The organism is Pseudomonas sp. PH1b (genome assembly GCF_000633395.1).
Lineage (GTDB): Bacteria > Pseudomonadota > Gammaproteobacteria > Pseudomonadales > Pseudomonadaceae > Aquipseudomonas.
Genome location: NZ_AYMU01000020.1, coordinates 180,071 through 197,482, shown reverse-complemented (window position 1 = coordinate 197,482; position 17,412 = coordinate 180,071). Strand labels below are relative to the sequence as shown.

Genomic DNA, 17,412 nt, shown 5'->3' with positions numbered 1-17,412 from the left:
CTTGAGCCCCGCTCCTACCCCGTAGGAGCCGGCTTGCCAGCCAACGCAATCTAACGGCCCCCCGTTATCAAGGAAGAGCATGAGCCAGAAAATCATCGAGGAAAGCAGCAAGTTCCTCAGCTACGTGCTGCGCCACGAACCCCAGGCCATCGGCCTGGAACTGGACAGCGAAGGCTGGGGCGATATCGACGCGCTGATCAGCGGCGCGGCCAAGCACGGCCGGCAAATGAGCCGGGAACTGATCGCGCTGGTGGTCGAAGGCAATGACAAGAAGCGCTTCGCCCTGTCCGCCGACGGCCAGCGGATTCGCGCCGTCCAGGGGCACTCCAACAAAAACGTGCAACTGCAGCTGGAGGCCCGGCAACCGCCCGCCGTGCTCTTCCACGGCACCGCCACGCGCTTCATGGCTTCGATCAACGAGAAAGGACTGATCCCGGGGTCACGCCATCACGTGCACCTGTCCCAGGACCTCGATACCGCCCGGGCCGTGGGCCAGCGTTATGGCCAGGTGGTGATCCTGCAGATCGACGCCCAGGCCATGCAGGCCCAGGGGTTCACCTTCTATCAGGCGGAGAATGGGGTGTGGCTGACCGACCAGGTACCGGTCGGTTTCATCAAGCCCTTGTAGGAGCCAGCTTGCTGGCGAAGGCGTCCTTGAGGGCCCCTTCCCTGGCAAGCGGAACGCCGCTCGGCCAGCTCCTACAACCGCGGGTTTGCGTGGCTCAGGCGAGCTTTTCGAACTTCAAGTCCCACACACCGTGGCCCAGGCGCTCGCCACGACGTTCGAACTTGGTGATCGGGCGTTCGGCCGGGCGCGGTACGCACTTGCCGTCTTCGGCCAGGTTGCGATAACCCGGGGCAACGTTCATCACTTCCAGCATGTACTCGGCATAGGGCTCCCAGTCGGTGGCCATGTGCAGAATGCCGCCGACCTTGAGCTTGCTGCGCACCAGTTCGGCAAAGGACGCCTGGACGATACGGCGCTTGTGGTGCCGGCTCTTGTGCCAGGGATCGGGGAAGAACAGCATCAGCCGATCCAGGCTGTTGTCGGCGATGCAACGGTTGAGCACCTCAATGGCGTCGCAATCGTAGACCCGCAGGTTGGTCAGGCCCTGGGTCAGCACGCCGTTGAGCAGCGCGCCAACACCCGGACGGTGAACTTCCACACCGATGAAATCCTGCTCCGGAGCCGCCGCGGCCATTTCCAGCAGCGAGTGGCCCATGCCGAAGCCGATCTCCAGGGAGCGCGGCGCCGAACGGCCGAACACCTGGTCGTAATCCACCGGGGCATCGGCCAGGGGCAGCACGTACAGCGGTGCCCCCTGGTCCAGGCCGCGCTGCTGGCCTTCGGTCATGCGCCCGGCGCGCATCACGAAACTCTTGATACGGCGGTGTTGGCGCTCGTCGCCTTCTTCCGGCTGGATTGGCGTGTCGTTTGATTCAGTCATCAATGGCTCTTACTTGATCAGACCATCCAGCGGCGAGGAGGCGCTGGCATAGAGTTTCTTCGGCATGCGACCGGCGAGGTAGGCCAGGCGGCCCGCGACAATCGCGTGTTTCATGGCTTCGGCCATCATGACCGGCTGCTGCGCGTGGGCGATGGCCGAGTTCATCAGCACCGCTTCACAACCCAGCTCCATGGCGATGGTGGCATCGGAGGCGGTGCCGACACCGGCATCCACCAGCACCGGGACCTTGGCTTCTTCGAGGATGATCTGCAGGTTGTACGGGTTGCAGATCCCCAGGCCAGTACCGATCAGGCCGGCCAGGGGCATGACCGCGATGCAGCCCATTTCCGCCAGCTGGCGAGCGATGATCGGGTCATCGCTGGTGTAGACCATCACGTCGAACCCTTCCTTGACCAGCACTTCGGCGGCCTTGAGGGTTTCCAGCACGTTGGGGAACAGGGTCTTCTGGTCGGCCAGCACTTCCAGCTTCACCAGGTTGTGGCCATCGAGCAGCTCACGGGCCAGGCGGCAGGTGCGCACGGCTTCGACCGCGTCATAGCAACCGGCGGTGTTGGGCAGGATGGTGTAGCGATCCGGCGGCAGGATATCCAGCAGGTTCGGTTCGCCCGGGTTCTGGCCGATATTGGTCCGGCGCACCGCGACGGTGACGATCTCGGCACCCGAGGCCTCGATGGCCAGGCGGGTTTCTTCCATGTCACGGTACTTGCCGGTGCCTACCAGCAAACGCGACTGGTACGTCCGACCGGCCAGGACGAAAGGCTTGTCACTACGAACGTTGCTCATCGGAAATCCTCTGTTGGGGTGAGGTTCTTGCAGAATTCTGTATCAGGCCCGGGGCGCTGGTGACCCTCGATCCGGGGCCGGTGAACGCCTGTCGTCCATGAGAGGGCCCGGAATCGGGCCAGGGCGCTGCGCAGATTAGCAGCAGCGCGGTTGACGCCAGTGACTAGCCGCCACCGATGGCGTGAACCACTTCCACCTGATCGCCCTCGTTGAGGATGGTTTCGGCGTGTTGGCTGCGCGGAACGATATCCAGGTTGAGTTCCACCGCGATCCGCCGTCCGGTCAGTTCCAGATGGCTCAGCAGGGCCGCAACGGTCGAGCCGTCGGGCAGTTCAAGGGATTCACCGTTCAACTGAATGCGCATGCCAAGGCCGCCATCATTTTTAGGGGCCAGCATTCTAGCCCGATCATGACCTAAAGGTCAGCTACAAGCGTCAGGCGGCGACTTGCAGGCGCCAGGCGGCGAGCCCCAGCAGGAACCAGCCGACCAGGAAGGCCACACCGCCGAAGGGGGTGATGATGCCCAGCTTGCTGATGCCGGTCAGGGTCAGCAGGTACAGGCTGCCGGAGAACAGCAGGATGCCCAGGATGAAGGCTCCGCCGGCCCAGGTCACCAGGCGCCCGGGAATGTGCGCCGCCAGCAGGGCGACGCCGAACAGCGCCAGGGTATGCACCAGCTGATAGGTCACGCCGGTATGAAAAATAGCCAGGTACTCCGTGCTCAGGCGGTTTTTCAGGCCGTGGGCGGCGAAGGCGCCGAGGGCAACCCCGGTGAAACCGAAGAAGGCGGCCAGCATCAGGAAGCCACGCAACATGAGGAACTCCAGTCAGATTCAGCACAAAGGGTCTGTATAATGGCGCGCTCAACGGGTTCGGCCAAGCCATCTCTATGCTGCGTTTTCTGTTTCGTCGCCTTGTAAAAGCCTTGATGTGGTTCGTGGTCGGCAGTGTCCTGCTGGTACTGGTGCTACGTTTCGTGCCACCACCGGGCACTGCCCTGATGGTGGAGCGCAAGATCGAGTCCTGGGTCGACAACGACCCCATCGACCTGCAACGCACCTGGAAACCCTGGGATGAAATCTCCGACAACCTCAAGGTGGCGGTCATCGCCGGCGAGGACCAGAAGTTCCCCGATCACTGGGGCTTCGACCTTGACGCGATTCAAGCGGCCTTTGCCCACAACGAACGCGGCGGCTCGATCCGTGGCGCCAGCACCCTGAGCCAGCAAGTCTCGAAGAACCTGTTCCTGTGGTCCGGCCGCAGCTACCTGCGCAAAGGCCTGGAGGCCTGGTTTACCGCGCTGATCGAGGTGCTCTGGCCCAAGCAGCGGATTCTTGAGGTCTACCTCAACAGCGTCGAATGGGACGAAGGCGTGTTCGGCGCCGAAGCGGCTGCGCGCCATCACTTCGGCGTCAGTGCCGCCAATCTCTCCCGACAACAGGCCAGCCTGCTGGCTGCGGTCCTGCCCAACCCGCGGGTATGGAGCGCAGCGCGCCCCAGCACCTACGTCCTGCAACGGGCCGGCTGGATCCGTCGGCAGATGAGCCAGCTGGGCGGAGCGGACTACCTGAATCGGCTGAACGAGTCGCGCAGGGCGCCCTGGGCTGAGTGAGTCGGAATCGGCTTTGTACCCGCTCTTCTCGAGCATGTTCGAGACGGGTGACGGGCCGGGGATTCGCCGGCAAGCCGGCCCCTACGGCAGGCGCACAAACAAAAACGCCCCGATCATCTCGGGGCGTTTTGCGGGGTGCCTGACACTTAGGCGGCGATGGACAGTTTCAGCTTGTTCATCGCGCTTTTTTCCAGCTGGCGGATCCGCTCAGCCGAAACGTTGTACTTCTGCGCCAGGTCATGCAGCGTCGCTTTCTCTTCCGCCAGCCAACGCTGGTAGAGGATGTCCCGGCTGCGTTCGTCCAGCACTTCCAGCGCCTCATGCAGGTTGCTGCTGGAGTTGTCGCTCCAGTCCGCATCTTCCAGTTGCAGCGCAGGATCGTAGCGATGGTCTTCCAGGTAGTTGGCCGGAGACTGGAATGCACTGTCGTCGTCCGCTTCGGCAGCCGGATCGAAGGCCATGTCCTGACCGGTCAGGCGACTCTCCATCTCGCGCACTTCGCGAGGCTCCACGCCCAGGCTTTCGGCCACGCGATGGACTTCCTCGTTGTTCAACCAGGCCAGACGCTTCTTCTGGCTGCGCAGGTTGAAGAACAGCTTGCGCTGCGCCTTGGTGGTCGCAACCTTCACAATCCGCCAGTTACGCAGGATGAACTCGTGAATCTCCGCCTTGATCCAGTGCACCGCAAAGGACACCAGGCGCACACCCATCTCGGGGTTGAAACGCTTCACGGCTTTCATCAGGCCAACGTTGCCTTCCTGGATCAGGTCGGCCTGGGCCAGCCCGTAGCCGGAATAGCTGCGGGCGATATGTACGACAAAACGCAGGTGGGCGAGCACCATCTGCCGAGCCGCCTCAAGATCCTGCTCATAGTAGAGACTCTCGGCCAGTTCACGCTCCTGCTCCGGGGTCAGCAATGGAATGCTGTTCACCGTGTGTACATAAGCCTCCAGGTTTGCGCCTGGAACCAATGCATAAGCAGGTTGCAAAGAAGTGGTCATACGAAAAAACCTCCGACTCACATAACTCGTGCCATTCAGCACTGCGAAAATTGACCGGAAACCGCGAAACAAGTTCCCATAAATGCTGAAAGGTCAATACAAGCAAAAAGACATTACTTCGGTGCCAGCTCCCTCAGGTGGCGGGCCACCGCAATCCACGCACCGATATAACCCAACAGCACCGCCCCTAGCAAGAGCGACAGACCATCGGCAACCGGGACACCGGCGAGGGCAAAATCACTGCCATACAAGCCGGCCAAGCCGATTACCGCATCGTTCAGCCAGTCCAGGCCGAACGCCAGCACTCCCCAGGACAGGATCCCCGCGCCAAAACCATACAGCGCGCCCATATAGAGGAAGGGCCGACGAACATAACTGTCCGTGCCGCCGACGAGTTTAATCACTTCTATCTCGGTGCGGCGGTTTTCAATATGAAGACGAATGGTATTGCCTATCACCAAAAGTAATGCAGAAACCAGCAACACCGTCAGACCGAAGACAAAGCGATCCCCCAGCTTGAGGATCGCCGCCAGCCGCTCGACCCACACCAGGTCCAGCTGTGCCAGCTGCACCTTGGGCATTTCCGCCAAGCGCTGACGCAGGGCTTCCAGCGTTGCCTTGTCCACCTCGTTCGGCGTTACCAGCACCACGCCCGGCAATGGGTTATGGGGCAGCTCCCGCAGCGCCTCGCCCAGCCCGGACTGCTGCTGGAACTCTTCCAGGGCCTTTTCCTTGCTGATGAACTCGGCATCCGCCACGCCGGGCAGCCCCTTGATCTCTTCGCGAAGCTTCTCGCCTTCGGTGGCGCTGGCATCCAGCGCCAAATACAGCGAGATCTGCGCCGCGCGCTGCCAGGAACCGCCCAGGCGCTCGACGTTGTTGAGCAACAACGACAGGCCCATGGGCAGGCTCAGGGCCACGGCCATCACCAGGCAGGTAAAGAAGCTGCCGATGGGCTGCTTGCCCAGGCGCCGCAGGCTGTCCAGCAGGCTGGCGCGGTGGCTCTCGATCCAGGCGTGCAGCAGGGTGCCGAAATCCGGGCCGTCGTCTTCGTCGCGCTTTTTCTTCGGCGGTGGTGCTTCGGAGGCCTTGGGCGCTACGCGCTCCGCGACTTTAGGGGTACGTGTAGCACTCATACGCCTGCCTCCCCGTCGCCGATCAATCGGCCGCGCTGCAGGGTCAGCATGCGGTGGCGCATGCGGGCGATCAGGGCCAGGTCGTGACTGGCGATCAGCACGCTGGTGCCCAGGCGATTGATATCTTCGAACACGCCCATGATTTCCGCCGCAAGACGCGGGTCGAGGTTACCGGTGGGTTCGTCCGCCAGGAGCAAAGCGGGACGATGGACGATGGCCCGAGCGATGCCCACGCGCTGTTGCTGGCCGGTGGACAGGTCGCCGGGGTAGAGATCGGTTTTATCCGAGAGCGCCACGCGCTCCAGGGCCGAATCCACGCGCTTGGCGATTTCCGCCTTGGACAGGCCGAGAATCTGCAACGGCAGGGCTACGTTGTTGAACACGGTGCGATCGAACAACAGTTGGTGGTTCTGGAACACCACGCCAATCTGCCGCCGCAGGAACGGGATCTGCGCGTTGCTGATCTGCCCCAGGTCCTGGCCGGCCAGCAGCAGCTTGCCGGTGGTCGGGCGCTCCATGGCCAGCAGCAGGCGCAGCAGGGTGCTCTTGCCGGCACCGGAGTGGCCGGTGACAAACAGGAATTCGCCGCGACGGACGCGAAAGCTCAGCTCATGCAGGCCGACGTGGCCGTTGGGATAGCGCTTACCGACCTGTTCGAAACGAATCATGAACGCTCCCGCTCGGCAAACAGTGCCTGGACAAAGGGTTCGGCTTCAAAAGTACGCAAGTCATCGATGCCTTCACCCACACCGATGTAACGAATCGGCAAGCCGAACTGCTTGGCCAGGGCGAAGATCACCCCACCCTTGGCCGTACCGTCGAGCTTGGTCAGGGCCAGGCCGGTCAATTCCACGGTCTGGTTGAACTGCTTGGCCTGGTTGATGGCGTTCTGGCCGGTACCGGCGTCGAGCACCAGCAGCACCTCATGGGGCGCGTCGGCATCGAGCTTGCCGATCACTCGGCGTACCTTCTTCAGTTCTTCCATCAGGTTGTCTTTGGTGTGCAGGCGGCCGGCGGTGTCAGCGATCAACACATCGATATTGCGCGCCTTGGCCGCTTGCACCGCATCGAAGATCACCGAGGCCGAGTCGGCGCCGGTGTGCTGGGCAATTACCGGGATCTTGTTGCGCTCGCCCCACACCTGCAGCTGCTCCACCGCCGCGGCGCGGAAGGTGTCGCCCGCGGCCAGCATGACCTTCTTGCCTTCCAACTGCAGTTTCTTCGCCAACTTGCCGATGGTGGTGGTCTTCCCGGCACCGTTGACGCCTACCACCAGGATCACGAACGGCTTGTTCTGGGAGACAATCTTCAGCGGCTGCTCCACCGGCTTGAGCATGCCGGCCAGTTCGGCCTGCAGCGAGGCGTACAGCGCATCGGAGTCGGTCAACTGTTTGCGCGCAACCTTCTGCGTCAGGTTCTGGATGATTACCGAAGTGGCCTCGACCCCGACATCGGCGGTCAACAGGCGAGTTTCCAGGTCTTCCAGCAACTCGTCGTCGATGGCCTTCTTGCCCAGGAACAGGCTGGCCATGCCTTCGCCGATGCTGGCGCTGGTCTTGGACAGGCCCTGCTTGAGACGGGCGAAGAACCCGACCTTGGCTTCCTCGCTGCGAGCAGGCTCGGCAACGGGCTCGGCTTCCGGCGCAGCGGCTACTGGCTCGACTTGCGCTTGCGCGACAGGAGCAGGAGCAGGAGCAGGAGCAGGAGCAGGAGCAGGAGCAGGAGCAGGAGCAACAGGCTCGGGGGCGGTGAATGCCGGCGCTACTGGTGCTTGCTCCTCGACCACAGGGGCCGGGGAAATCACCGGCTCTGCAACGATTGGCTCAGGGCTGGCGGTCACGGCCGGAATCGGCGGAGTCACATGCTCCGCCTGGGCATCCTCCACCAAGGCCACCGGCTCTTCCGCCACCGGCAGGGTCAGCCAGGGCTTGTGTTCGGGGCTCGGGGTCAGCGGCAACTCGGCCGCAACAACCGGTGCCGGCTCGGGCTCGGGCTGAGGCTGCAGAATCGGCTCGGCTAGCGGCAGCACCACAGGTGCGGCCGGAGCGACCTCCACCACCGGGGAAACACTCGCAGCAGGCTCAGCAACTGGTGCCGGAGCCGGCTCAACAGGAACGGGGGGCTGCTCGACGACGGCTTCCTGCGGTTTCTTGCGCAGCCATCCGAACAGGCCTTTCTTCTCGCCAGCCGGGGCTGGGGTCTTTTTGTCGTCGTTGGAACCAAACATGGAGACGGCTATCTCAAGGTAGCGATGCGCCATAGGGCGCTTCGGTAAATAAATATTCGATGCAGAACAGACTGTATTTAGCCCAGCTTGTTCACGCGCAACATGTTGTCGAAATGCCCAAAAGCACTTCAACGATCGATTTTACTTAGGACTAGAACGGCAAAATCGGCGAAAGAGCGAAGTTTAGCGGATAAAACAGCGCTTCTTGCCGGCAACCCATACAACCTGCTCAAGTACATCCTGATCCGCGAGAACCTGATAGGCGTGGCCGCCAGTAAAACGGATCAGTATCCTAGCACCTCCTCGCCCGCGCAGGCTAAGACCAAGCGGGCAGCTCAACAGGTTTAAAAACGAATGAATGCTCTAGCCCGCCGCGCCGCAGGCCTGCTGCTCAGCACAGTTTGTCTGCCCCTTGCAGCCCTGGCTGCCGACCCCCAACCCACCCACGAATTCACCCTGGACAACGGCCTCAAGGTCGTGGTCCGCGAAGATCATCGCGCACCGGTGGTGGTGTCCCAGGTCTGGTACAAGGTCGGCTCCAGCTACGAAACCCCAGGCCAGACCGGCCTGTCCCACGCCCTGGAGCACATGATGTTCAAGGGCAGCGAGAAGGTTGGCCCCGGTGAGGCATCGTTGATCCTGCGGGACCTGGGCGCCGAAGAAAACGCCTTCACCAGCGACGACTTCACCGCCTACTACCAGGTGCTGGCCCGTGACCGCCTGGGCGTGGCCCTGGAGCTGGAAGCCGACCGCATGGCCAGCCTGCGCCTGCCGGCCGACGAGTTCGCCCGCGAGATCGAAGTGATCAAGGAAGAACGCCGCCTGCGCACCGACGACAAGCCGATGTCCAAGGCCTACGAGCGCTTCAAGGCCATGGCCTATCCGGCCAGCGGCTACCACACGCCAACCATCGGCTGGATGGCCGACCTGAACCGGATGAAGGTCGAGGAGCTGCGCCACTGGTACCAGTCCTGGTACGCGCCCAACAACGCCACCCTGGTGGTGGTTGGCGACGTGACCCCGGACGAGGTCAAGTCCCTGGCCCAGCGCTACTTCGGCGCGATCCCCAAACGTGAGGTACCGCCCGCGAAGACCCCGCTGGAACTGGCCGAGCCCGGCGAGCGCCTGATCACCCTGCACGTGAAGACCCAGTTGCCGAGCCTGATGCTGGCCTTCAACGTGCCGAGCATCGCCACCGCCGAGGACAAGCGCTCGGTGAACGCCCTGCGCCTGGCGGCCGCGGTGCTGGATGGCGGCTACAGCGCACGCATCCCGACCCAGCTGGAGCGCGGTGAAGAATTGCTGTCCAACGGTTCCAGCAGCTACGACGCCTACAGCCGCGGTGACAGCCTGTTCCTGCTCTCCGCCACCCCCAACAGCCAGAAGAAGAAAACCATCGCCCAGGCCGAAGCCGGGCTGTGGCGCCTGCTGGACCAACTGAAGGCCACCCCGCCGTCCGCCGAGGAGCTGGAGCGGGTGCGGGCCCAGGTCATCGCCGGGCTGGTCTACGAACGCGACTCGATCACCAGCCAGGCCACCACCATCGGCCAGCTGGAAACCGTCGGCCTGTCGTGGAAGTTGATGGACACCGAGCTTGCCGAGTTGCAAAGCGTGACCCCGGAAGACATCCAGAAGGCCGCCCGCACCTATTTCACCCGGGAGCGTATGAGCGTGGCCCATGTACTGCCTGAGGAGTCCGCTCATGAGTAAGCGCAAGAATGCTTCGCCAGTCCTGCTGGGCCTGGCGCTGGTCGCCCTGTTCACCGCAGGCGGCCTCTACCTGCTGTCGCGCTCTGGCGAGTCCGATGCCAGCCAGGCCCTGGACAACGCCAAGTCCAGCCAGAAGCTGCAATCGCTGGCCGAGCTGGATGGCAAGGCGCCGGCCCACCGCACCCTCGACGTACAGACCTGGAACACCGCCGAAGGCGCCAAGGTGCTGTTCGTCGAGGCCCGCGAGTTGCCGATGTTCGACATGCGCCTGATCTTCTCCGCCGGTAGCAGCCAGGACGGCAACACCTCCGGGCTGGCCCTGCTGACCAACGCCATGCTCAACGAGGGCGTGGCTGGCAAGGATGTGGGCGCCATCGCCCGGGGCTTTGAAAGCCTGGGGGCAGATATCGGCAACGGCGCCTACAAGGACATGGCCGTGGTCTCGCTGCGCAGTCTCAGCGCTGTGGATAAGCGCCAGCCGGCGCTGGATCTGTTCGCCGAAGTGGTGGGCAAGCCGACCTTCCCTGCCGACTCCCTGGCGCGGATCAAGAACCAGTTGCTCGCCGGCTTCGAGTACCAGAAGCAGAACCCTGGCAAGCTGGCCAGCCTGGAACTGATGCAGCGCCTGTACGGCAGCCATCCCTATGCCCATGCCAGCGAAGGCAATGCCAAGAGCGTTCCGAACATCAGCTTGGCGCAACTGCAGGCATTCCACGCCAAGGCCTATACCGCCGGCAATGTGGTGATCGCCCTGGTGGGCGACCTCTCGCGCAGCGACGCCGAGGCGATTGCCGCGCAAGTCTCCGCCGCACTGCCAAAAGGCCCCGCCCTGGCGAAGGTCGAGCAACCGGTAGAACCCAAGGCCAGCATCGGCCATATCGAGTTTCCTTCGAGCCAGACCAACCTGATGCTGGCGCAACTGGGCATCGACCGTGACGACCCGGACTACGCCGCTGTATCCCTGGGCAACCAGATCCTCGGCGGGGGTGGTTTCGGCACCCGGCTGATGAGCGAAGTGCGCGAGAAGCGCGGCCTGACCTACGGTGTCTATTCCGGCTTCACCCCGATGCAGGCCCGCGGCCCGTTCATGATCAACCTGCAGACCCGCGCCGAAATGAGCGAAGGCACCCTGAAACTGGTGCAAGACGTGTTCGCCGACTACCTGCAGAACGGCCCGACCCAGAAGGAACTGGACGACGCCAAGCGCGAACTGGCCGGCAGCTTCCCGCTGTCCACTGCCAGCAACGCCGATATCGTCGGCCAGCTGGGCGCCATGGGCTTCTACAACCTGCCGCTGAGCTACCTGGAAGACTTCATGCGTCAATCCCAGGCGTTGACGGTGGAACAGGTCAAGGCCGCCATGAACAAACACCTGAGCGTCGACAAGATGGTCATCGTCAGCGCCGGTCCGACCGTTGCGCAAAAGCCGTTGCCGCCCCCTACTGACAAACCCGCCGAGCAGCCGCTCGGGGTTCCGGAGCACTGATGGCCCGTCCAGCCCGTCCCAGCAAGAAACCCGTCCACAACCAGCACAATGGCGTGGGCCAGTTGCGCATCATTGGTGGCGAATGGCGCAGCCGCAAACTGAGCTTTCCCGACCTGCCAGGGCTGCGACCGACACCGGACCGGGTGCGCGAGACCCTGTTCAACTGGCTCGCCCCCTATGTGGCCGGGGCCAAGGTCATCGACCTGTTCGCCGGTAGCGGCGCGGTATTTCTGGAAGCCCTGTCCCGTGGCGCCGCCACGGGCCTGGCCCTGGACAGCAGCAGCGTAGCGATCTCCAGCCTGCGCGAGCACCTGGGCACCCTGCGCTGCACCGTCGGCCAGGCGCAGACCGCCGATGCCCTGCGCTACCTGGAAACCCAGCCGGCAACGCCGTTCGACCTGGCATTCCTCGACCCGCCGTTCAACCAGAACCTGCTGCCGGCGGCCTGCGCCCTGCTGGAAGAGCGCGGCTGGCTGGCGAACGACGCCTGGATCTACACCGAAAGCGAAACCCCGCCTTCGACCCTGGGCCTGCCGGGGAGCTGGCGCCTGCACCGTGAACAAAAATCCGGGCAGGTGTATTACTCCTTGTGGCAACGTATGGCAGACAACGCCGCTTAAGAAGCGGCTCACGATCCCGCCAGCGACGCTCAGGCCAGGCAAACATGCCTGAGCGCCCGCAGCTCAGGCCGCGAAATGCGCATTTCGACGCCATGCTCAACGCCAAATGAGCTAGACCCAGCAGATCGTGAGCCGGTGCTTCAGCCGGCTGGAACAAGGCGCGCGGCCCGCCCGGGTTGCGCACCGCTGCATCGAGAGCCTCCCCGTGCCTGACTCGCCAGATCGCTTCACCCCCGCCTTCGGCCTGGGCAACCCGCACCTGCAGACCCTGTGGGGCCCACTGTGGCGCCCGACCACCCACCTCGAACGCCAGCGCGAACGCCTATGGCTGGAGGACGGTGACTTCCTTGATCTCGACTGGCACGGACCTCATAGCGCCGAGGCCCCTCTGGTCTTGGTGCTGCATGGCCTGACCGGTTCCTCCAACTCGCCCTATGTGGCCGGCCTGCAGCGCGCCCTGGCCGCCCAGGGCTGGGCCAGCGCCGCGCTGAACTGGCGCGGCTGCTCCGGCGAACCCAACCTGCTGCCCCGCAGCTACCACTCCGGGGCCAGCGAAGACCTGGCAGCCGCCATCGAGCATTTGCGCACCCTGCGTCCCCAGGCACCGCTGTACGCCGTGGGTTATTCCCTGGGGGGCAACGTGCTGCTCAAGTACCTGGGGGAAAGCGGCAGCGCCAGCCCGCTGCAAGGGGCCACGGCGGTATCGGTGCCGTTTCGCCTGGACCAGTGCGCCGACCGTATCGGCCAGGGGTTTTCCAAGATCTACCAGGCCCATTTCATGCGCGAGATGCTGGCCTACATCAAGGACAAGCAGCGCCAGTTCCAGCACGACGGCCGCCATGATGGCCTGGCGACCCTGGCGCAGCTGGGATCCCTGGAGAAGATGCGTACCTTCTGGGATTTCGACGGCCGGGTCACCGCGCCGCTGCATGGCTTTAGCGATGCCCAGGACTATTACCGTCGCGCATCCAGCCGCTACTTTCTCGGGGAGATCCGCACCCCAACCCTGATCATCCAGGCGGCGGACGACCCTTTCGTGTTCCGCCACAGCCTGCCCGAAGCCAGTGAACTGTCCGCCAGCACCCGCTTCGAACTGCAGGCCAAGGGCGGCCACGTGGGGTTTGTCGAGGGCAGCCTGAAACGCCCCGGCTACTACCTGGAGCGACGCATTCCACAGTGGTTGACGAGCCTGGGCCGCCATGGATAAGCCCAACCGCGAGTCGATCCGTTTCTGGCAGACCGCGCCACTGGCGGGGGTCGAGCTTCTGGCGGCACGTTATATCGAACACCGCTTCGTGCCCCATGTGCACGACGGTTATGTGATTGGCATGATCATGGCCGGTGCCCAGCGCTACCGCTATCGCGGCGCCGAGCACCTGGCGGGCAGCGGCACCCTGGTGCTGATCAATCCCGACGAGTTGCACACCGGTGCCAAAGGCGCCGAAGACGGCTGGCTGTACCGCGCCTTCTACCCGGACAACCAGCAGATCCTCGGCCTGCTCGACGAGCTGGAACTGCCCAGCGGCAGCCTGCCGGCCTTTGGCGCCACGCTGTACCGCGATCCGGACCTGGTGAAAGGGTTCGCGCAGTTGCATCACCTGCTGGAAAGCCCCGCCACCGCCCTGCAACAGCAGACCCTGTGGCGCGAGATGATGCTCCTGCTGCTGCGCCGCCATGCAGGGGTCAAGGCGCCCGGTGAGCCGGGGCTGGAACACCGGGCCATCGTCCAAGCCAAGGAACTGCTGAGCGCGCAACTGGCGGCACCGCCTTCCCTTGAGGAGCTGGCGGCGGCCGTGAACCTCTCGCCCTTCCACTTTGCCCGGGTGTTCCGCCGGGCAACCGGCATTCCACCCCATACTTGGCTGATGCAACAACGCATCGCCAAGGCCCGGGCCTTGCTGCGCGATGGCTGCCTGCCCCTGGAAGTGGCGACACAATTGGGTTTCGCCGACCAGAGCCACCTCAGCCGCCAGTTCAAGCAGGTCTATGGCGTGGCGCCGGCGGCCTACCGCAATGCCCGGCGTTCGGACTGAAGGCCCCGGCCCGACAAGCCACTGAGCCAGTGTGTGGCGCGGGCGCTTGCTCCCGCTGGGCCGCGTAGCGGCCCTAATCCCTGGTGCAACCCGCCTGCGGACGATCCCCACAGCCAGGCGGTGTGACGGCCTGGCCGTCAAGCGCAAGCGCGCTCCCTCGCCACACGGCTGCCCCTCTCGACCACTGGTTCAGTCACCGGTGGCGACAGGCCGTTGAGGATCGGTGATCCATTCGCTCCACGAACCGGCATACAGCCGCGCCAGGGGATAACCCGCCAGGCACAGGGCGAACAGGTTGTGGCAAGCCGTCACACCGGAACCGCAATAGGCCACCAGCTGCTCAGGGGAGCGGTCCCCCAGCTTCTCGGCAAAGCGCTGCTTGAGCTGATCCGCCGGCAGGAAACGCCCGTCGCTGCCCAGGTTGTCGGTGAATGCTGCGCACTGCGCTCCGGGAATATGCCCGGCCACCGGATCGATGGGCTCCACCTCGCCACGAAAGCGCGGCAAGCCCCGGGCATCCAGCAAGGTCAGCTCCGGCCGGCCCAGGCGCTGTTGCAAGTGCTCGGCATCCAGCAGCAGGCGGTGGTCCGGCTGGCCGTTGAACTGTCCCGGCACGGTCTGCGGCGGATCCAGGCTCAGGGGCAGGCCGGCCGCGTGCCAGGCCTTGAGGCCACCATCGAGAATGAACACGCCGTCACGCTTGCCGAGCCAGGCCAGCAACCACCAGGCGCGGGCGGCAAAAGCGCCGGGGCCGTCGTCATAGAGCACGATGTCGCTGTGATCCTCGATCCCCCAGGCCCGCAGGCGCGCCAGCAGCTGTAGCGGATCGGGCAGCGGGTGCCGACCGGTCACACCCTTGATCACCGGAGCACTCAGGTCCCGGTTCAAATCGGCGAAATGCGCCCCGGCAATATGCCCTTCGGCATAGCTGCGTTGCCCGTAGTCCGGGTCTTCGAGGGCAAATCGACAATCCAGGATCACCAGCCCGGGCTGTTGCTTCCTCTGGTCCAGGGCAAGCGGGCTGATCAATTGCGCGATGGGCATAGCGGGCTCCTGTGAATAACTCGGAAGCTGATCCTACTGCACTTCTTCCAGGGCTTGGGCCAGGGGCACGTAAAACTCGTCGAACAGGCCGTTGACCGCCTCCCGGGCCTGGTCGGTAACGAACCCGGCTTCCAGCACCAGCACCTGATAGACCCCACGCTTGATCGCCTCCTCGCTCAGGTGGGTGGAATTCTCCCGGGTGGTGCACAGAAAGCGCACCCAGGAGGTGAGGATGATCCAGGCGTTGAGGGTCAGGGATTCGATCTGCACCTTGTCCATGGCGATGATCCCCGCCTCGACGAAGCGCCCGTAGATGGCCATGCCCTGGATCAGGCAGCGCTGGGAGAAACGCCGGTAGCGGGCCGCCAGCTCGGCGTCGCTGTCCAGCAGGTGCTCCAGGTCGCGGTGCAGGAAGCGATAGCGCCACATGGCCGCCAAGAGTGCCTGCAGGTAGTAGCGCTTGTCCTGCACGGTGACCGCGCGCCCCGGCGGCGGACGCAGGAAGCTGTCCACCAGGGTTTCGTATTCGGCGAACAGCACGGCGATGATCGCCTGCTTGTTGGGGAAGTGGTAATAGAGGTTGCCCGGAGAAATCTCCATGTGCGCCGCAATATGGTTGGTGCTGACATTGCGTTCGCCCTGCTGGTTAAACAGCTCCAGGCTGAACTGGACAATGCGTTCGCGGGTTTTTATGCGTGGGGCCATGGGCTTGAGCTTTAATCGTGTGGAGGCAGGCCTGCATCTTACGGTCTATCCCCAAGCGGATAAATCACGGTCGGCACAGGAGGGTAATTGACAATTTAGAGTATAAGCTCTAAAAAACTAGCCACCCATAAAAAAACCGGAGCCCGTCCATGTCTGCCGAAATCGCTTACCTGCAGGATTCCCTTCAGCAACAGGACGAGCTGCTTGAGCTGTTCGAAGCCCAGCGCCGGGCCTATGCCGCCAATCCCATGCCGCCGGCAGCCCAGCGCCAGCAATGGCTCAATGCCCTGCAGGGACTGCTGAACACTGAGCGCCAGGCGCTGATCGACGCCATCAGCCAGGACTTCAGCAATCGCAGCGCCGATGAAACCCTGCTGGCCGAGCTGATGCCCAGCCTGCATGGCATCCACTACGCCAGGAAACACCTCAAGAGCTGGATGAAACCCTCCCGGCGCGCCGTCGGCCTGGCCTTTCAGCCGGCTTCGGCCAAGGTGGTCTACCAGCCCCTGGGCGTGGTCGGGGTGATCGTGCCCTGGAACTACCCGCTGTACCTGTGCATGGGCCCGCTAGTGGGCGCCCTGGCCGCCGGCAACCGAGTGATGCTCAAACTCAGCGAATCGACCCCGGCCACCGGCCAGTTGCTCAAGCAGCTGCTGGCCAGGGTCTTCCCCGAGGACCTGGTGTGCGTGGTCCTGGGCGAAGCTGAAGTGGGTATGGCCTTCTCCAAGCTGCGCTTCGATCACCTGCTGTTCACCGGCGCCACCAGCATCGGCAAGCATGTAATGCGCGCCGCTGCAGAAAACCTGACTCCGGTGACCCTGGAACTGGGCGGCAAGTCCCCGGCCATTGTCTCCAGCACCGTGCCCCTCAAGGATGCCGCGGAACGCATCGCCTTCGGCAAGACCCTGAACGCCGGGCAGACCTGCGTCGCCCCGGACTACGTACTGGTGCCGGAAGAACGCGTCGGCGACTTTGTCGAAGCCTATCGCCAGGTCGTGCGCAACTTCTTCCCGACCCTGGCAGACAACCCCGACTACACCGCGATCATCAACCAGCGCCAGCTGGCACGGCTCAACGGCTACCTGAGCGACGCCACCAGCAAGGGCGCACAGCTGGTGCCGCTGTTCGAGCAGAACCAGGAGCGGCGCCTGGGCCACAGCCTGCTGTTGAACGTTACCGACGAGATGACGGTGATGCAGGACGAGATCTTTGGCCCGATCCTGCCGATCGTGCCCTACAAGACCCTGGATCAGGCCTTCGCCTATATCACCCAGCGCCCACGGCCCCTGGCGCTGTACTACTTCGGCTATGACAAGGCCGAGCAGCAGCGGGTGCTCAACGAAACCCACTCCGGCGGCGCCTGCCTCAACGACACGTTGCTGCATGTGGCCCAGGACGATCTGCCGTTTGGCGGCATCGGCCCTTCCGGCATGGGCCACTACCATGGCCATGAGGGTTTCCTGACGTTCAGCAAAGCCAAGGGCGTGTTCATCAAGCAGCGCTTCAACGCAGCGCGCCTGATCTACCCGCCCTATGGAAAATCGATCCAGAAGCTCATCCAGAAGCTGTTCATCCGTTAACCAGTA

18 protein-coding genes are annotated in these 17,412 nt (G+C 63.9%); 8 read left to right on the top strand and 10 right to left on the bottom strand.

The window, feature by feature from the left end; all coding sequences use genetic code 11:
* The first annotated feature begins 79 nt into the window (after nucleotides 1-79).
* A complete protein-coding gene (locus U873_RS0126005) occupies nucleotides 80-628 on the top strand; it encodes an RNA 2'-phosphotransferase (protein ID WP_025131028.1) in 549 nt (182 codons plus the stop codon).
* Between the two features lie 94 nt (nucleotides 629-722).
* Here U873_RS0126005 and trmB read toward each other — a convergent pair whose 3' ends face one another.
* The 4 genes from trmB to U873_RS0125985 all read right to left on the bottom strand — a co-directional run bounded on the left by trmB (nucleotide 723) and on the right by U873_RS0125985 (nucleotide 3,067).
* Complete coding sequence (trmB, locus tag U873_RS0126000; protein ID WP_025131027.1) at nucleotides 723-1,448, bottom strand: tRNA (guanosine(46)-N7)-methyltransferase TrmB; 726 nt, start codon at nucleotides 1,446-1,448, stop codon at nucleotides 723-725.
* A gap of 9 nt (nucleotides 1,449-1,457) precedes the next feature.
* Nucleotides 1,458-2,252: a thiazole synthase gene (locus tag U873_RS0125995; protein ID WP_011064024.1), complete on the bottom strand. Its 795-nt coding sequence runs from the start codon at nucleotides 2,250-2,252 to the stop codon at nucleotides 1,458-1,460.
* Nucleotides 2,253-2,415: 163 nt separating this feature from the next.
* Entirely contained in the window at nucleotides 2,416-2,616 is a 201-nt protein-coding gene (thiS, locus tag U873_RS0125990; protein ID WP_043274661.1) for a sulfur carrier protein ThiS, read from the bottom strand.
* Between the two features lie 70 nt (nucleotides 2,617-2,686).
* Complete coding sequence (locus tag U873_RS0125985) at nucleotides 2,687-3,067, bottom strand: DUF423 domain-containing protein (RefSeq protein WP_025131025.1); 381 nt, start codon at nucleotides 3,065-3,067, stop codon at nucleotides 2,687-2,689.
* 74 nt (nucleotides 3,068-3,141) lie between these two features.
* Between U873_RS0125985 and mtgA the strand changes: the two genes are divergently transcribed.
* Nucleotides 3,142-3,864: a monofunctional biosynthetic peptidoglycan transglycosylase gene (gene mtgA, locus U873_RS0125980; RefSeq protein WP_025131024.1), complete on the top strand. Its 723-nt coding sequence runs from the start codon at nucleotides 3,142-3,144 to the stop codon at nucleotides 3,862-3,864.
* Nucleotides 3,865-4,010: 146 nt separating this feature from the next.
* On the opposite strand, the gene rpoH is transcribed toward mtgA, so the two are convergent.
* The 4 genes from rpoH to ftsY all read right to left on the bottom strand — a co-directional run bounded on the left by rpoH (nucleotide 4,011) and on the right by ftsY (nucleotide 8,228).
* On the bottom strand, nucleotides 4,011-4,865 hold the full coding sequence (gene rpoH, locus U873_RS0125975) for an RNA polymerase sigma factor RpoH (RefSeq protein WP_025131023.1): 855 nt from the start codon (nucleotides 4,863-4,865) through the stop codon (nucleotides 4,011-4,013).
* Between the two features lie 113 nt (nucleotides 4,866-4,978).
* Nucleotides 4,979-6,001, bottom strand: coding sequence for a permease-like cell division protein FtsX (ftsX, locus tag U873_RS0125970; protein WP_025131022.1), 1,023 nt, complete (start codon nucleotides 5,999-6,001; stop codon nucleotides 4,979-4,981).
* Nucleotides 5,998-6,669: a cell division ATP-binding protein FtsE gene (ftsE, locus tag U873_RS0125965; RefSeq protein WP_011064030.1), complete on the bottom strand. Its 672-nt coding sequence runs from the start codon at nucleotides 6,667-6,669 to the stop codon at nucleotides 5,998-6,000. Before ftsE ends, ftsX begins: the two co-directional genes overlap by 4 nt.
* Nucleotides 6,666-8,228 (bottom strand): signal recognition particle-docking protein FtsY, encoded by a 1,563-nt coding sequence (gene ftsY, locus U873_RS0125960; RefSeq protein ID WP_025131021.1) that lies wholly within the window; start codon nucleotides 8,226-8,228, stop codon nucleotides 6,666-6,668. The genes ftsE and ftsY overlap by 4 nt, the downstream gene beginning before the upstream one ends.
* Nucleotides 8,229-8,582: 354 nt before the next feature.
* Between ftsY and U873_RS0125955 the strand changes: the two genes are divergently transcribed.
* The 5 genes from U873_RS0125955 (at nucleotide 8,583) to U873_RS0125935 (ending at nucleotide 14,077) form a co-directional block, all read left to right on the top strand.
* Nucleotides 8,583-9,938: a pitrilysin family protein gene (locus tag U873_RS0125955; protein WP_025131020.1), complete on the top strand. Its 1,356-nt coding sequence runs from the start codon at nucleotides 8,583-8,585 to the stop codon at nucleotides 9,936-9,938.
* Nucleotides 9,931-11,424 (top strand): pitrilysin family protein, encoded by a 1,494-nt coding sequence (locus U873_RS0125950; protein ID WP_025131019.1) that lies wholly within the window; start codon nucleotides 9,931-9,933, stop codon nucleotides 11,422-11,424. The genes U873_RS0125955 and U873_RS0125950 overlap by 8 nt, the downstream gene beginning before the upstream one ends.
* Nucleotides 11,424-12,044: a 16S rRNA (guanine(966)-N(2))-methyltransferase RsmD gene (gene rsmD, locus U873_RS0125945; RefSeq protein WP_025131018.1), complete on the top strand. Its 621-nt coding sequence runs from the start codon at nucleotides 11,424-11,426 to the stop codon at nucleotides 12,042-12,044. The genes U873_RS0125950 and rsmD overlap by 1 nt, the downstream gene beginning before the upstream one ends.
* A 205-nt stretch (nucleotides 12,045-12,249) precedes the next feature.
* Nucleotides 12,250-13,251 (top strand): hydrolase, encoded by a 1,002-nt coding sequence (locus U873_RS0125940; protein ID WP_025131017.1) that lies wholly within the window; start codon nucleotides 12,250-12,252, stop codon nucleotides 13,249-13,251.
* Nucleotides 13,244-14,077: an AraC family transcriptional regulator gene (locus tag U873_RS0125935; RefSeq protein WP_025131016.1), complete on the top strand. Its 834-nt coding sequence runs from the start codon at nucleotides 13,244-13,246 to the stop codon at nucleotides 14,075-14,077. Before U873_RS0125940 ends, U873_RS0125935 begins: the two co-directional genes overlap by 8 nt.
* A 189-nt stretch (nucleotides 14,078-14,266) precedes the next feature.
* On the opposite strand, the gene U873_RS0125930 is transcribed toward U873_RS0125935, so the two are convergent.
* Nucleotides 14,267-15,121 carry a sulfurtransferase gene (locus U873_RS0125930; protein ID WP_025131015.1) on the bottom strand — a complete coding sequence of 285 codons (855 nt, stop codon included), beginning with the start codon at nucleotides 15,119-15,121 and terminating at the stop codon, nucleotides 14,267-14,269.
* A gap of 33 nt (nucleotides 15,122-15,154) precedes the next feature.
* Entirely contained in the window at nucleotides 15,155-15,826 is a 672-nt protein-coding gene (locus U873_RS0125925; RefSeq protein ID WP_025131014.1) for a TetR/AcrR family transcriptional regulator, read from the bottom strand.
* A 149-nt stretch (nucleotides 15,827-15,975) separates the two neighbouring features.
* Between U873_RS0125925 and U873_RS0125920 the strand changes: the two genes are divergently transcribed.
* Nucleotides 15,976-17,406, top strand: a complete 1,431-nt coding sequence (locus U873_RS0125920) for a coniferyl aldehyde dehydrogenase (protein ID WP_025131013.1) — start codon at nucleotides 15,976-15,978, stop codon at nucleotides 17,404-17,406.
* Nucleotides 17,407-17,412: the final 6 nt, after the last annotated feature.